General features: G+C 59.2%; 13 protein-coding genes. 9 read left to right on the plus strand and 4 right to left on the minus strand.

Annotation, left to right across the window (positions count from 1 at the left end):
* The first annotated feature begins 94 nt into the window (after positions 1–94).
* From L63ED372_RS03885 to L63ED372_RS03920, 8 genes are all read left to right on the plus strand, one after another.
* The gene (locus L63ED372_RS03885) at positions 95–880 is read left to right on the plus strand and encodes a GntR family transcriptional regulator (protein WP_062403570.1); all 786 of its coding nucleotides are present in this window, start codon (positions 95–97) and stop codon (positions 878–880) included.
* Positions 881–909: 29 nt separating this feature from the next.
* Entirely contained in the window at positions 910–2,076 is a 1,167-nt protein-coding gene (locus tag L63ED372_RS03890) for an ABC transporter substrate-binding protein (protein WP_062403573.1), read from the plus strand.
* Positions 2,077–2,221: 145 nt separating this feature from the next.
* The gene (locus L63ED372_RS03895) at positions 2,222–3,097 is read left to right on the plus strand and encodes a branched-chain amino acid ABC transporter permease (RefSeq protein ID WP_062403576.1); all 876 of its coding nucleotides are present in this window, start codon (positions 2,222–2,224) and stop codon (positions 3,095–3,097) included.
* Between the two features lies 1 nt (position 3,098).
* A complete protein-coding gene (locus tag L63ED372_RS03900; protein ID WP_062403580.1) occupies positions 3,099–4,103 on the plus strand; it encodes a branched-chain amino acid ABC transporter permease in 1,005 nt (334 codons plus the stop codon).
* 11 nt (positions 4,104–4,114) lie between these two features.
* Complete coding sequence (locus L63ED372_RS03905) at positions 4,115–4,882, plus strand: ABC transporter ATP-binding protein (protein WP_231624557.1); 768 nt, start codon at positions 4,115–4,117, stop codon at positions 4,880–4,882.
* Positions 4,875–5,597, plus strand: a complete 723-nt coding sequence (locus L63ED372_RS03910; RefSeq protein WP_062403586.1) for an ABC transporter ATP-binding protein — start codon at positions 4,875–4,877, stop codon at positions 5,595–5,597. Before L63ED372_RS03905 ends, L63ED372_RS03910 begins: the two co-directional genes overlap by 8 nt.
* A 28-nt stretch (positions 5,598–5,625) precedes the next feature.
* Entirely contained in the window at positions 5,626–6,678 is a 1,053-nt protein-coding gene (locus L63ED372_RS03915; RefSeq protein ID WP_062403589.1) for an aromatic ring-hydroxylating dioxygenase subunit alpha, read from the plus strand.
* Complete coding sequence (locus tag L63ED372_RS03920) at positions 6,675–6,983, plus strand: 2Fe-2S iron-sulfur cluster-binding protein (RefSeq protein WP_062403592.1); 309 nt, start codon at positions 6,675–6,677, stop codon at positions 6,981–6,983. The genes L63ED372_RS03915 and L63ED372_RS03920 overlap by 4 nt, the downstream gene beginning before the upstream one ends.
* On the opposite strand, the gene argA is transcribed toward L63ED372_RS03920, so the two are convergent.
* Positions 6,984–8,330 (minus strand): amino-acid N-acetyltransferase, encoded by a 1,347-nt coding sequence (gene argA / locus L63ED372_RS03925; RefSeq protein ID WP_062403595.1) that lies wholly within the window; start codon positions 8,328–8,330, stop codon positions 6,984–6,986.
* Positions 8,331–8,432: 102 nt separating this feature from the next.
* Here argA and hrpA point away from each other — a divergent pair, with 102 nt between their 5' ends.
* Positions 8,433–12,356 (plus strand): ATP-dependent RNA helicase HrpA, encoded by a 3,924-nt coding sequence (gene hrpA / locus L63ED372_RS03930; protein WP_062407602.1) that lies wholly within the window; start codon positions 8,433–8,435, stop codon positions 12,354–12,356.
* Here hrpA and L63ED372_RS16345 read toward each other — a convergent pair.
* From L63ED372_RS16345 to L63ED372_RS16350, 3 genes are read right to left on the minus strand one after another with little or no spacing between them, the layout of a single operon-like run.
* Positions 12,316–12,822 (minus strand): hypothetical protein, encoded by a 507-nt coding sequence (locus L63ED372_RS16345; RefSeq protein WP_156343547.1) that lies wholly within the window; start codon positions 12,820–12,822, stop codon positions 12,316–12,318. The two genes, hrpA and L63ED372_RS16345, sit on opposite strands and share 41 nt — an antisense overlap.
* Complete coding sequence (locus tag L63ED372_RS03935; protein WP_062402482.1) at positions 12,819–13,769, minus strand: IS30 family transposase; 951 nt, start codon at positions 13,767–13,769, stop codon at positions 12,819–12,821. The genes L63ED372_RS16345 and L63ED372_RS03935 overlap by 4 nt, the downstream gene beginning before the upstream one ends.
* Positions 13,718–14,245 carry a hypothetical protein gene (locus tag L63ED372_RS16350; RefSeq protein WP_156343548.1) on the minus strand — a complete coding sequence of 176 codons (528 nt, stop codon included), beginning with the start codon at positions 14,243–14,245 and terminating at the stop codon, positions 13,718–13,720. The genes L63ED372_RS03935 and L63ED372_RS16350 overlap by 52 nt, the downstream gene beginning before the upstream one ends.
* Between the last annotated feature and the right edge of the window lie 27 nt (positions 14,246–14,272).

Consider the following 14,272-nt stretch of genomic DNA (forward strand, 5'->3'; position numbering starts at 1 on the left):
TTATTTTTTGAGCTGAAATCAGGGTAATTCGATTTTTCTGTATACAGCCGGGGGATTTCAGGTGGTTTAATTGGGCTTTTCGCCATCGCCCCGAATGTCCATCAACCCATTACGTGCCCCGCACGCCGACAGCCCTGACAGCGCCGACGCTGAGTTCGATGGCAGCTCGCAAGCGGTCAAGGCGCAGCAGCGCTTGCGGGAGCTGATCCTGGCAGGTCAGCTGCCGGGGGGCACACGCATTGCCGAGCTGGCGCTGGTGGAGCGCCTGGGCATGTCGCGTACCCCCATTCGCGCGGCCCTGATGCGTCTGGGCGAAGAAGGTCTGCTGCAAACGCTGCCCGGTGGCGGTTATGCGGTGCGCACTTTTTCCGAGCGCGAAGTGGCGGATGCCATTGAACTGCGTGGCACCCTCGAGGGCTTGGCTGCGCGTTGGGCTGCCGAGCGCGGCGTGAACGCAGCCCTCATGCAAGAAGCCGATGCCTGCCTGGACCAGATCGACGCTTTGCTGCAACCCGGCACCTTGGACGATGACCATTTTTCGGGTTATGTGCGTCTGAATGCCCGGTTTCACCGGCTGCTGGTCGAGATGGCCGGTAGCGCTTTATTGAGCCGCGAAATCGAACGTGCATCGGGACTGCCTTTTGCCTCGCCTTCGGGTTTTGTGGGTGTGCAGGCGCACTCCTCCGACGCCCGCGACACCTTGGTGGTAGCCCAGTACCAACACCGACAAGTGCTGCAGGCCATCGCGCAGCGCGAAGCGGGCCGCGCCGAAGCCCTGATGCGCGAGCACTCGCGCATTGCACGGCATCACCTGGGCCTGGCGCTGCAAAATCCGCAGCCTTCGGTCACGCCCGGGGTGCAATTGATCCGACCATCCTGAACACCGATTTTTTAACGAGGAGACAGAGCATGCAAAAACGTCGATTTCTGAGCGCCATCGCTTGTGCAACCTTGGCCATGAGCGCCTCTGCGGCCATGGCGCAAGACAAATTCAAGATCGGCCTGATCTTGCCCATGACCGGTCCGTTTGCCTCCACCGGTAAACAGATCGAAGCCGCAGCCCGCCTGTACATGGCGCAAAACGGCGACATGGTGGCCGGCAAAAAAGTCGAGCTGATTGTGAAAGACGACACCAGCGCTGCAGACGTGACCAAGCGTTTGGCGCAAGAGATGGTGATCAACGAAAAAGTCAGTGTGCTGGCAGGCTTTGGTTTGACACCTTTGGCTTTTGCCACTGCCCCGATTGCCACCCAGTCCAAAACCCCGATGGTGGTGATGGCCGCGGCCACGTCCAGCATCACACAAGCTTCGCCCTTCATTGTGCGCACCAGCTTCACCCTGCCCCAAGCGGCCGTAGCCATTGCCGACTGGGCGCCCAACAACGGCATCAAAAAAGTGGTGACCTTGGTGTCGGACTACGGCCCCGGCATCGATGCTGAAAAGTTCTTCAAAGACCGTTTGCTTTTCAACGGCGGCCAGGTGCTTGACAGCCTGCGAGTGCCCATGCGCAACCCCGACTTTGCGCCTTTCTTGCAGAAAGTGCGTGACCTCAAACCCGATGCGGTTTATGTGTTTGTGCCCTCGGGCGCAGGCGCAGCGCTCATGAAGCAGTTCGCCGAGCGCGGCATGGACAAAGCGGGCATCAAGCTGATCGGCACGGGTGACATCACCGACGACGACATCTTGAACAGCATGGGCGAAGTGGCCAATGGTGTGGTGACTTCGCACCACTACTCGGCTTCGCACAACTCGGCCCTCAACAAGAAGTTTGTGGCGGCCTTTGAAAAAGCCAACAATGGCTTGCGCCCCAACTTCATGGCCGTGGGCGGTTATGACGGCATGCGCGTGATTTACGAAGCCGCCAAGGCCACCAAGGGTGCAGGCGGCGAGGCTTTGCTCAATGCCATGAAGGGCCAAGTGTTTGAAAGCCCGCGTGGCCCGATGTTCATCGACGCTCAAACCCGCGATGTGGTGCACAACATCTACATCCGCAAAGTGGAAAAGGTGGGCGGCCAGCTCTACAACCAGGAGTTCGCCACCATCAAGGACGTGAAAGACCCGGGCAAGACCAAGTAAGGCTGGGTTGACCGGGGGCGCCTGGATGGCCGCGTTGCTGCTTGCCATGACTACCCCGTCATGGCTTGCAAAGCGTGGCCTTCCTATCCCCCTGTACCCAGTATCAGTTTCTTGACATGACCCCGCGAACCTCAGCCCATCCACCATGTTGACCATTCTTTTCGACGGCATTGCCTACGGCATGCTGCTTTTCATCTTGGCCGTGGGCCTGTCTGTGACCATGGGTTTGATGAACTTCATCAACCTGGCGCATGGCGCGTTTGCCATGGCAGGGGGATACCTCACGGTGGTGCTGATGCAGCGCTTTGACGTGCCTTTTTTGCTGTGCCTGCCATTGGCTTTTGTGGCCACAGCCTTGCTGGGTGCGGTGCTGGAGCGCACGCTGTACCGCCACATGTACAACAAGCCCCACCTCGATCAGGTGCTGTTTTCGATTGGCTTGGCGTTCATGTCGGTGGCGAGTGTGGACTATTGGATGGGCTCGCAGCAGCAGATCATGCAGCTGCCCGATGGGCTGCGGGGCCGCACTGAGTTGTGGACGGGTGAAGTCTTTGAATTGGGCATGGGCCACTACCGCCTGTTCATCATCGCGGTGTGTGCGGCGCTCACGGTGGGCTTGCAATTTGTGTTGGCCAAAACCCGCTTTGGCAGCCGCTTGCGTGCCAGTGTGGACGATGCGCGGGTGGCTGCGGGCTTGGGTATCCGCGTGAACTTGATCTTTGCCGCCACCTTTGCCGTGGGCTCGGGCTTAGCCGGTTTGGGCGGGGCGCTGGGGGCCGAGGTGCTGGGGCTGGACCCGACCTTTCCGCTCAAGTTCATGGTCTACTTTTTGATCGTGGTGGCTGTGGGCGGCACCTCGTCCATCTCCGGGCCGCTGTGGGCAGCTTTGCTTTTGGGCATTGCCGATGTGGCGGGCAAATACTACATGCCCAAGCTCGGTTCTTTCATCGTCTATTCACTGATGATCGCGATTTTGATTTGGCGTCCACAAGGCCTGTTTGTGCGCAAAGGAGGCCGCTGACATGAAAAAATTTTTGAACGCGCCTTTGGATGCACGCACCCAATTGTTGTCCACCGTCCGCATGCGCGGCTGGGAGCCTCTGATTTGGCTGCTGGCCTTTGCTTTGCCCCTGTTGGTGCCCGGCCATGCGCTGATCGTCAACGAGGTGGCCATCGTCGCTTTGTTTGCCGTGTCACTCGATTTGGTGCTGGGCTACACGGGCATCGTGTCGTTGGGCCATGCGGCGTTTTTGGGTTTGGGTGCCTATGCCTCGGCCTTGTTTGCCAAACATGTGATGCCCGACCCTTTGGTGGGTCTGCTGTTTGGCATGGGCTGCGCCACGCTGCTCGGCGCACTGTGTTCGCTCACCATTTTGCGCGGGACAGATTTGACGCGGCTCATGGTCACGCTGGGCATGGCACTCATCTTGATGGAGTTGGCCAACAAGCTCGACTGGCTCACCGGGGGCTCAGACGGCTTACAGGGCGTGATGATGGGCCCGTTGCTGGGCCGTTTTGAATTCGATCTGTACGGTCAAACCGCCGCTTGGTATTCACTCACGGTGCTGCTGGTTTTGTTTGTGCTGGCGCGGCGGTGGGTGAACTCGCCTTGGGGTGCCACGCTCATGGCCGTGCGCGACAACCCGCTGCGGGCCATGGCCATTGGCATTCCGGTGCACAACCGATTGGCCGTGGTCTACACCGTGGCGGCGGCTTTGGCCGGGGCAGCCGGGGCCTTGATGGCACAAACCACGGGCTTTGCATCGCTCGACGTGTTTGCTTTGGAGCGCTCGGCCGATGTGATGCTGATGCTGGTCATTGGCGGTGTGGGCTGGCTGTATGGCGGGGTGGTCGGTGCGGTGGTGTTCAAACTCATGCACGACGTGATCGCGGGCATCACGCCGCAGTACTGGACCTTTTGGATTGGCCTGTTTTTGGTGGTCTTGGTCATGGTGGGGCGCGAGCGTTTGATTCGGCCTTGGCTTTGGTTTGGCCGCTCGGCCGACCACAAAGGCGGTGCGCAATGAACACCGCTGCCATGAATGCCCCTGTTGTGTTGAAGGCGCAGGGCCTCGTCAAACAATTCGGGGGCATCACCGCCACTGACAACGTCAACCTTGAATTGCGCTTGGGCGCACGCCACGCGCTGATTGGCCCCAATGGCGCGGGCAAGACCACACTCATCAATTTGTTCACTGGCGTGCTGCCGCCCACCTCGGGCCGCATCGAGTTGCTGGGCCAAGACATCAGCCAACTCGCGTCCCACCTGCGTGTGCGCCGTGGCTTGGTGCGCACCTTTCAGATCAACCAGCTGTTTGCCAGCATGACACCTTTGCAAACCCTGGCCATGGTGGTCTCGCAGCAGCGGGGTCTGGGGGGGCGCTGGTGGTCCAAACTGGGTCAAGACACAGCGGTGGTTGCGCGCTGCGAAGCCTTGCTCGAACTCTTTCGCTTGACCGAAGTCATGCACCAGCGCACTGAGCACCTGGCCTATGGCAAGCGCCGTTTGCTGGAGATGGCGATTGCATTGGCCTGCGAGCCCAAGGTGCTGTTGCTGGACGAGCCGGTGGCGGGTGTGCCAGCGGGTGAGCGCGAAGAGTTGTTGCAAACCGTGGCGGCACTGCCCGCCGAGGTGTCGGTCTTGTTGATCGAGCACGACATGGATCTGGTGTTTGAATTTGCCGACCGCATCACGGTGCTGGTCAATGGCGCGGTGCTGACCGAAGGCACACCCGAAGCGATTGCGGCCGATCCGCAGGTCAAAGCGGTGTACCTGGGGCATGGCGAGGAGGTGGCCCATGGCTGAGTTGTTGAAGGTCCACAACCTGAGCGCCGGTTACGGCGAAGCCGTGGTGCTGAACGACATCGGATTCTCGCTGGGCGAGGGCGAAACCCTGGCACTGCTGGGCCGAAACGGCACGGGCAAAACCACACTCATCAACACACTGGTGGGTGCCACACAGCAGCACGGCGGGCAAATCTTTCTGGGTGGCCAGTCACTGCACACCTTGCCCTCGCACGAGCGTGCGGCTGCAGGCATTGGCTGGGTGCCGCAAGAGCGCAATATTTTCAAATCGCTCACGGTGCATGAAAACCTGACGGCAGTCGCACGCCCCGGCCGTGCCAGCCGAGCCTGGACACCCGAGCGGGTGTACGAGATGTTTCCGCGTCTGGCCGAGCGCAAGACCAATCTGGGCACACAGCTGTCGGGCGGTGAGCAGCAGATGCTGGCCGTGGGCCGGGCCTTGGTGCTGAACCCGCGCTTGCTCTTGCTGGACGAACCCCTGGAAGGCTTGGCTCCCATCATCGTGGAAGAGCTCTTGCGTGCCATTGCCCGCATCACCCGCGAAGAAGGGCTGTCGGCGATCATCGTCGAGCAGCACCCACAAGCGATTTTGCGGATCAGCCACCGCGCGGTGGTGCTGGACCACGGCAAAGTGGTGCACACCAGCGACGCGGCCACTTTGCAACAAGACCCTGAACTGCTGGACCGCCTGCTGGGCGTGGCCCGCAAGCTTTGAACAAGCGCATTGAAGAAGAGAGGACAAGATGTTCATCAAAAACACCTGGTACGTGGCTTGTGCCCTGACCGAATTGGAGGCCTTGGGCGACAAGCCGCTGGGCCGCACCATTTGCAACGAAAAGATGGCCTTCTTCAAAGGCCCGGACGGCCAAGTCGCGGCGGTTGAAGACTTTTGCCCGCACCGTGGCGCCCCCCTGTCGCTGGGGAAGGTGTGCAAAGGGCATTTGCAGTGTGGTTATCACGGCCTGGAGATGGGTGTGGACGGCAAAACCGTGCAGATGCCCGGCCAGCGCGTGCGCGGCTTTCCGGCCATCAAAAGTTATGCCGTGGTCGAGCGTTATGGTTTTGTCTGGGTTTGGCCCGGTGACCCAACCAAGGCCGATGTGGCCAAGATGCCGGTGTTTGAATTTTTTGACAACCCAGCCTGGGCTTATGGCGGCGGGCTGTACCACGTCAAGGCCGATTACCGCTTGATGATCGACAACCTGATGGACCTGACGCACGAAACTTATGTGCACGCCAACAGCATTGGCCAGCCCGAGATCGACGAGACACCGTGCGAGACCAAGGTCGATGGCGACCAAGTCATTTTGCAGCGCCACATGCAAGGCGTTCAGGCCCCGCCGTTTTGGCAAATGGCCATGAGCGCCAACGGCCTGGACCCGCAGGCCAAGGTGGACCGCTGGCAGATCTGCCGCTTCACGCCGCCCAGCCACATCATGATCGACGTGGGTGTGGCGCTGGCAGGCCAAGGTGGTTTTGATGCCGCACCCGAACACAAGGCCTACAGCGTGGTGGTGGACTTCATCACGCCCGAGACCGAAACCTCCCACTGGTACCACTGGGGCATGGCGCGGCAATTCAAGCCCGAAGACGCGGCGCTTACCGACAAGATCCGGGCAGGGCAGGGCGGCATCTTCAACGAAGACATGGAAATGCTGCAGCTGCAACAAGCCAACATCAGCCAGTGGCCCGAGCGCAAATTGCTGATGCTCAACATCGACTCTGGTGGTGTGCAATCGCGGCGCATCATTGACCGTCTTTTGGCCCAAGAAAATTCTTCCGAGATCACCGCATGAACACCACAGACCTGACCCAAACCCCCATCCATGCCGACGGCAGCTTCGAAGTTCACTTGCAAAAAAGTGGTCAGACTTTGAAAGTGGGGAAAGAGCAAAGCATTCTGAACGCCTTACAAGACGCAGGCCATGAGGTGCCGTTTTCCTGCTCTCAAGGCGTGTGTGGCACCTGCCTGACCCAGGTGGTTGCGGGCACGCCCGATCATTGGGACATGTACCTCACACCCGAGGAGCAAGAGGCCAACAACCAGATGTTGATCTGCTGCTCGCGCAGCCAAACGGCGCGTTTGGTGTTGGATTTGTGATCAGAGTTTTTTGACCAGGACCTGGCTCTTGCGGTCCCAGTTGTACTTGCGCTTGCGGGCCTCGGGCAACCAGTCCGGGTCCACCTGCGCAAAGCCACGCTTGATGAACCAGTGCATGGTGCGGGTGGTGAGCACAAAAATGCTTTTCAGGCCCATGGCGCGTGCGCGTTGTTCGATGCGCTTGAGCACCTTTTCACCATCGCCCTGACCTTGTGACTGGGGCGACACGGTGAGCGCTGCCATCTCGGCCGTCTTGGCTTCGGGGTAGGGGTAGAGCGCTGCGCAGGCAAAAATCACACCGTCGTGGTCGATGATGGTGTAGTGGTCGATGTCGCGCTCGATCTCGGTGCGGTCGCGCTTGACCAAGGTGCCGTCTTTCTCAAACGGCTCGATCAGCTGCAAGATACCGCCCACATCGTCGGCGGTGGCTTCGCGCAGTTCTTCGAGCTTTTCGTCTACCACCATGGTGCCGATGCCGTCGTGCACATACACCTCCAGCAGCAGCGAGCCATCGACTGCAAAGGGCAGGATGTGTGAGCGCTCCACGCCTTCCTCGCAGGCTTTGACGCAGTGCTGCAGGTAGAAACCGATGTCGGTCGGCTCGGTCGGCGGGGGCAGCGAAGCCAGCAACTGTTTGGCCGCAGCCAGGGGCAGCTCGGTGTCGATGGGGTTGTCGTCGCTGGCGGGCTCGCCCGGCTGCATGCGGATGCCCGGAATCTCGGTCACAAAAATCAGCTTGTCGGCCTGCAGCTCGGCCGCCACGCTGGTCGCCACCTCTTCCATGGCCAAATTAAAAGCTTCGCCTGTGGGCGAAAAACCAAAGGGCGAGAGCAAGACCATTGCGCCCATGTCCAGCGTGCGCATGATGCCGTCCACATCCACCTTGCGCACCAGACCGGAGTGGATGAAGTCCACGCCGTCCACAATGCCCACAGGCCGGGCGGTGATGAAGTTGCCCGAAATCACCCGCACGGTGGAGCCCGCCATGGGCGTGTTGGGCAGCCCTTGGCTGAAGGCGGCTTCGATCTCATACCGCAGTTGGCCCGCAGCCTCTTGGGCGCAGTCGAGCGCCACGCTGTCGGTGATTCGGATGCCCTGTGAATACTTGGGGGTGTGGCCCTTGGCGGCCAGTTGCTCATTCACCTGCGGGCGAAAGCCGTGCACCAGCACGATCTTCACACCCATGCTCTGGATCAGCGCCAGGTCTTGCGCCAGGTTGTGCAGCTTGCCCGCAGCAATGGCCTCGCCCGCGATGCCCACCACAAAGGTCTTGCCCCGGTGCATGTGGATGTAAGGCGCCACCGACCGGAACCAGGGCACGAAGGTGAAGTTGAAAACTGTGGACATGGGCGGCGAAGGTGCGGTGAAAGGGCTGCGAAAGTGGCAGGGTGCGCGGGACTGGGATAATCCCCCGCTGTTCTTGCCTTGATTTTCACAGAAGTTTCCGCCTTGTCTGACACCTCCCTCCAAATCGAGTTTCCCGAAGGCCTGCCCGTCTCGGCCCGCCGTGACGAAATCATGGCCGCCATGGACCAGCACCAGGTCATCATCGTGTGCGGTGAAACCGGATCGGGCAAGACCACGCAGTTGCCCAAAATCGCGCTGATGCTGGGGCGCGGCAAGCTCAACGCCAAACCGGGTGAACGTGCGCGGATGATTGGCCACACCCAGCCACGGCGCATTGCGGCCAGCTCGGTGGCCAGGCGAATTGCGGAGGAATTGAAGACGCCGCTGGGCGAGGTGGTGGGTTTTAAGGTGCGGTTCCAGGACCGTTTGAGCAAAAACGCGTCCGTCAAGCTCATGACCGACGGCATTTTGCTGGCCGAAACCCAGACCGACCCGCTGCTGCAGGCCTACGACACCATCATCATCGACGAGGCGCACGAGCGCAGCCTGAACATTGACTTCTTGCTGGGTTATTTGCGCCAGATCCTGCCGCGCCGCCCGGACCTCAAAATCGTCGTGACCTCGGCCACCATCGATGCAGACCGATTTGCCAAGCACTTTGCCTCGCGCAACGGCCCGGCCCCGGTCATCATGGTGTCCGGCCGCACATTCCCGGTGGAGCAACGCTACCGCCCGTTTGAAGAGTCGCGCGACTACGGCCTGAACGAGGCCATGGCCGATGCGGTGGACGAACTTTGGCAGGGTGGGGCAGGGGGCGACATCCTGATCTTTTTGCCCGGTGAGCGCGAGATCCGCGAAGCCGCCGACCACCTGCGCAAGCACTTGGCGCACCAGCCGCTGACGCGAGGCGCCGAAGTGCTGCCGCTGTTTGCCCGCCTGTCGCAGGCCGAGCAAGACCAGATTTTTGAAGCGTCGAATGGCCGCCGCATTGTGCTGGCGACCAACGTGGCCGAAACGTCATTGACGGTGCCTGGCATCCGCTATGTGATCGACGCGGGCACGGCGCGGGTCAAGCGCTACAGCCTGCGCAGCAAGGTTGAACAGTTGCTGGTTGAGCCCATCAGCCAGGCCGCGGCCAACCAGCGTGCGGGCCGCTGCGGCCGCGTAGCCAACGGCATTTGCATCCGCCTGTACGACGAGAAAGACTTTGCGGGCCGCCCGCGCTTCACCGACCCGGAAATTTTACGGTCGTCTTTGGCAGGCGTGATCTTGCGCATGAAGTCGCTGCACTTGGGTGTGGTGGAAGACTTTCCGTTCATCGAAGCACCGTCCAAACGTGCCATCACCGACGGCTACCAACTGCTGGCCGAGCTGGGCGCAGTGGACGACGACAATGAACTTACACCGATTGGCCAAGAGCTGGCCCGCTTGCCGCTGGACCCCCGTGTGGGCCGCATGATTTTGGAAGCGCGTGGCCGCAATGCCTTGGACGAAGTGCTGGTGATCGCCAGCGCCATGAGCGTGCAAGACGTGCGCGACCGCCCCATGGACGCACAAGCCCAGGCCGACCAACAACACGCCAAATTCGACGACGACAAGAGCGAGTTCACCGGTTACCTGAAACTGTGGAAATGGATCCACGACGCCCGAGGCGGCCCATCTAAATCAATTGGGGTCAGATCCCAATTAAATGCGCCTGCGCAAGAGGCCTCGCAGCACAAACTCAGCAACCGCCAATACGAGCAGCTGCTGCGCCAGAACTTCATCAACATCCGCCGCGTGCGCGAGTGGCGCGACACCCACACCCAGCTGCTCACGGTGGTGAGTGAGCACAAGTGGCGCATCAATACCCAGCCCGCGAGCTACGAGCAATTGCACCTGTCCATGCTGGCGGGCCTGCTGGGCAACGTGGGCTACAAGCTCGAAGACGAAGAAGCCTATCTGGGCGCACGCGGCATCAAGTTCCACAAACACCCCGGTGCGCACCTGAGCAAAAAGCCGGGTCGCTGGATCGTGGTGGCCGAACTGGTGGAAACCACGCGTCTGTTTGGCCGGGGTATTGCAGCGATTGAGCCGCAGTGGCTGGAGCAGGTCGGCGCGCACCTGCTGCGCAAGCAAGTGCTCGACCCGCATTGGGAAAAGAAATCGGCCGAAGTGGTGGCGCTGGAACGCGCCACGCTTTACGGTCTGGTGGTCTACAGCGGGCGGCGCACGGCCTACAGCCGGGTGGACCTGCACGGCGCTCGCGACATCTTCATCCGCGAAGCGCTGGTGGGCAACCAGTGGGAGACCAAGCTGCCTTTCCTAGCCGCCAACCACAAGATGATCGCCAAGGTCGAAGAGCTGGAACACAAGTCGCGCAGGCAAGACGTGCTGGTGGACGACGAACTGATCTACGCCTTTTACGACCAGCAGATTCCGGCCGAGGTGTGCAGCGGTCGCCTTCTGGAAGACTGGTATCGCCATGAGAGCGTCAAACAGCCGCGCCTGTTGCTGCTGAGCCGCGAAGAACTGATGCGCCACGAAGCGGCAGGTATCACCACGCAGGCTTTTCCCAAACACATTCGTTTGGGAGGCACCGACTGCCAAGCCACCTATCTGCACGAGCCCGGCGACGCCCGCGACGGCGTCACGGTGACGGTGCCTTTGTTTGTGCTGAACCAAGTCAGCGAAGATCGTTGCGAATGGCTAGTGCCCGGCCTGCTCAAAGACAAAATCCAGGCCCTGCTCAAAAGCCTGCCGCAGCGCCCGCGCAGCCGCTTTGTGCCGCTGCCCGAATCGGCCACGCGCTTGGCCGCCGAGCTGTCGGTGCCCGAGCTGTTTGGCAGCGGGTCGCTCACCGATGTGCTGCTCAAAAAAGCCCGCGACGAAACCAGCCTGGACATCAAGCGCACCGACTTCAAACACGAGATGCTCAGCCCGCATCTGTTCATGAACCTGCTGGTGGTGGACGAGCACGGCCGCCAGCTGGGCATGGGCCGCAACCTGGGTGCGCTCAAAGGCGAGCTGGGTGCCAAAGCGCGTGGCGCGTTCCAGGCGCTGGCGCAGCTCAAAGTGGCGGCACCGCCGACGCCGATTCCCGTTCAGGCATCGGCCAACGCCCCAGCAAACACAACAGGCGCCAACCGCAACAACACCGCACCGGCCAAAGCCGCCGCAGCGCCCAAGCCCCTGGCCCCCCAGCGCTACACCGCCTGGACCTTTGGCGAGCTGCCCGAGCTGATGGAAATCAGCAAAGGCGGCCAGACCCTGATCGGCTTCCCGGCGCTGGTGGACATGCAAGACGCCGTGACCATCGAGGTGTTTGACGAGCCCGACGTGGCTGCCAGCAAAAACCGCGCGGGCCTGCGCCGCCTGTTTGCGCTGCAAATCAAAGACGCCCTCAAATACCTTGAGAAAAACATCCCCGACCTGCAAAAGATGGCCGTGGCCTTCATGCCGCTGGGCACGGCCGACGAGTTGAAAGCCCAGATCATCGACGTGGCGCTGGACCGCGCCTTTTTGCTCGACCCGCTGCCCAACGATGAAATCACCTTCAAACGCCGCATCGAAGAGGGCCGGGGCCGCCTGACCCTGATTGCCAACGAAGTGGCCCGGCTGGCGGGCACCATCTTGTTGGAGTTTGGCGCGGCCACCCGCAAGATCAAAGACACCAAAAACGCCCCCGACGCGACTGCAGACTGCACGCAGCAACTGCAACGCCTGATGCCCAAAAATTTCATGGCCGCCACCCCATGGCCGCAGCTGCAGCACTGCGCCCGCTACCTGAAAGCCGTGACCCTGCGCCTCGACAAATACCGCGCCGACCCCGCCCGCGACGCCCAGCGCCTGGCGGAGCTGAAACCCCAAGAGCAACGCTACTGGCGCTTGGTGGCCGAACGCAAAGGCGCCCAAGACGCCCGCATGCTGGAGTTCCGCTGGGTACTGGAGGAGCTGCGCGTGAGCTTCTTCGCGCAAGAGCTGCGCACGCCGCAGCCAGTCAGCATCAAGCGGCTGGAGAAGGCTTGGGGGCAGTTGAATCACTAGCAGGGTTTTGCTGTTCAATTATCTGAAGAAGTGTTTTGTTTGCATGCCAAACAATGCCAAGCTCTGCCGTATATTCATCTTCTGCAGTTGTATCTCGGCCTGAATATGTGCCAATAAGATCAATTCGATCTTTTGTTCCTGTCATTTTTCCATTTAAAATTTTCAGGTCAAATTTATGTTTTTTAATAACAGGGGATCCTGACATTCCTTTTTTGGTCTTTCCATCTATATAAAAAATTGGTAAATCTGTGTATTGAAAGGGTTCGCTTGCAATAGTTGCTCCCTTGTATATCGGATAGCAATTAGGGGTGGTTTTTGTTTTTAATGGAAAACCAACGATGAATACATCATCCATTACGCCTAGATCAATTTCTGATTTTTCAATTTCTTTGGCTAAGTCAAAAAATTCTATGTTATAGGGGTTAATTTCGACAAGATTTTTCGTTATATCAATAGGCGGATTCAAGTACGAACTGCAACACGGTTTAACGAGGCGTGAAACACCTCGTGGGGTGTCTTGAATCCCAGCCGCTTTCTGGGCCGGTGATTCAATCTGTTTTCGATCATAGTCAACTCCTCATCGGTGACAGTTTCCATGCGCCGTTTCTTGGGAATGTATTGGCGCAGCAAACCATTGAAGTTCTCGTTGCTGCCGCGCTGCCAGCTGCAATACGGATCGGCAAAGTAAGTCTGGATGCCAAGGGCCTGATCGATGGCCTGGTGATCGGCAAACTCCTTGCCGTTGTCTACCGTCAAGGTCTTCACCCGTGAGCTCAGGGGCTTGAGCATGCCTTCAATAGCCCGGCCCACCAAATCAGCAGACTTGTTGGGCACTTTGGCCAGCACAGCAAAGCCACTCTTGCGTTCTACCAGTGTCACGATGGCTTGTTTGTGAGCCGCGCCAATAACGGTATCACCTTCCCAGTGGCCCACTTGCTTGCGATCTTCAATGTGGCTTGGTCTCTCGCTGATCGGGCGGCGGTTCGGGATCTGACCACGTCTATCACGCCCGCACAGGTGGCGTTTGCGCCGAGGCTTTTGGCTACGCAGGTGCGTGTGTAAATCACCACCGGCAGCCTTGTTCGCATAGACATACAAATAGACGCTCTCATGGCTGACCGCCACCTTGCCTGCAATCTGCTCGGGGCTCCATTGAATGCCAAGGTAGAAATCCACATCGGACCAGACTTTGGAATCTAAACGGCGGGCATTACGGCTTCGCTGTGCCCGCTCAGAAGCCTTGGCGCAGGCTTGTTCGGCGCGATAGCCACGCTGACCGCGGCCACGGCTGAGTTCGCGGCTGATGGTGCTGCGGCTCCTGCCCAATGAACGGGCGATCTCGCTGATGGTCTGTTTGGCTTTCAAGAGGCTGTGAATTTGGTATCGTTCTTCTCGGCTGAGGTGCTTGTACATCTGGCAACTTGGACTTGGCGGTTTGAGTGGCCATGATGCCTTGACATCCTCAGCCACCCATCACCGGGTTTATCTTTGTTGCACCTCGTACTTGAATCCGCCATAAGCGCTATATCAAATTTTTTCTTGTTTTCACTTAGCCACAAAGGGCTATGTATGTCATATTCTTGTGAATCATCAGGTAATTTTTTATACAAAGGAATTGATATTTTCTTTTCGATTAATTCAATTGTGGATTCTGTTTTGTTTGTTGTTGCTTGTATATATGCTTCAATAAATCCGGGTATGGCGCAGTCGGTTCGAATGTTCTTTCCGGTTTGTGGGTTTTTGCCGGATACAACGTGCAAATTTGAAACCAAATAAAATCGTTCGTTATGTTTTATGAAATATCCGGTTGCGCTGGATAAATAGACATTAGTTTGTGAAAAAATATCTAGTTTTGCTGATTTGAAAGAATTTATATGAATGTCTGCCATGATGATTAAATGTTTAAAGTATTTAGT

It is taken from the genome of Limnohabitans sp. 63ED37-2, from assembly GCF_001412535.1.
Lineage (GTDB): Bacteria > Pseudomonadota > Gammaproteobacteria > Burkholderiales > Burkholderiaceae_C > Limnohabitans_A.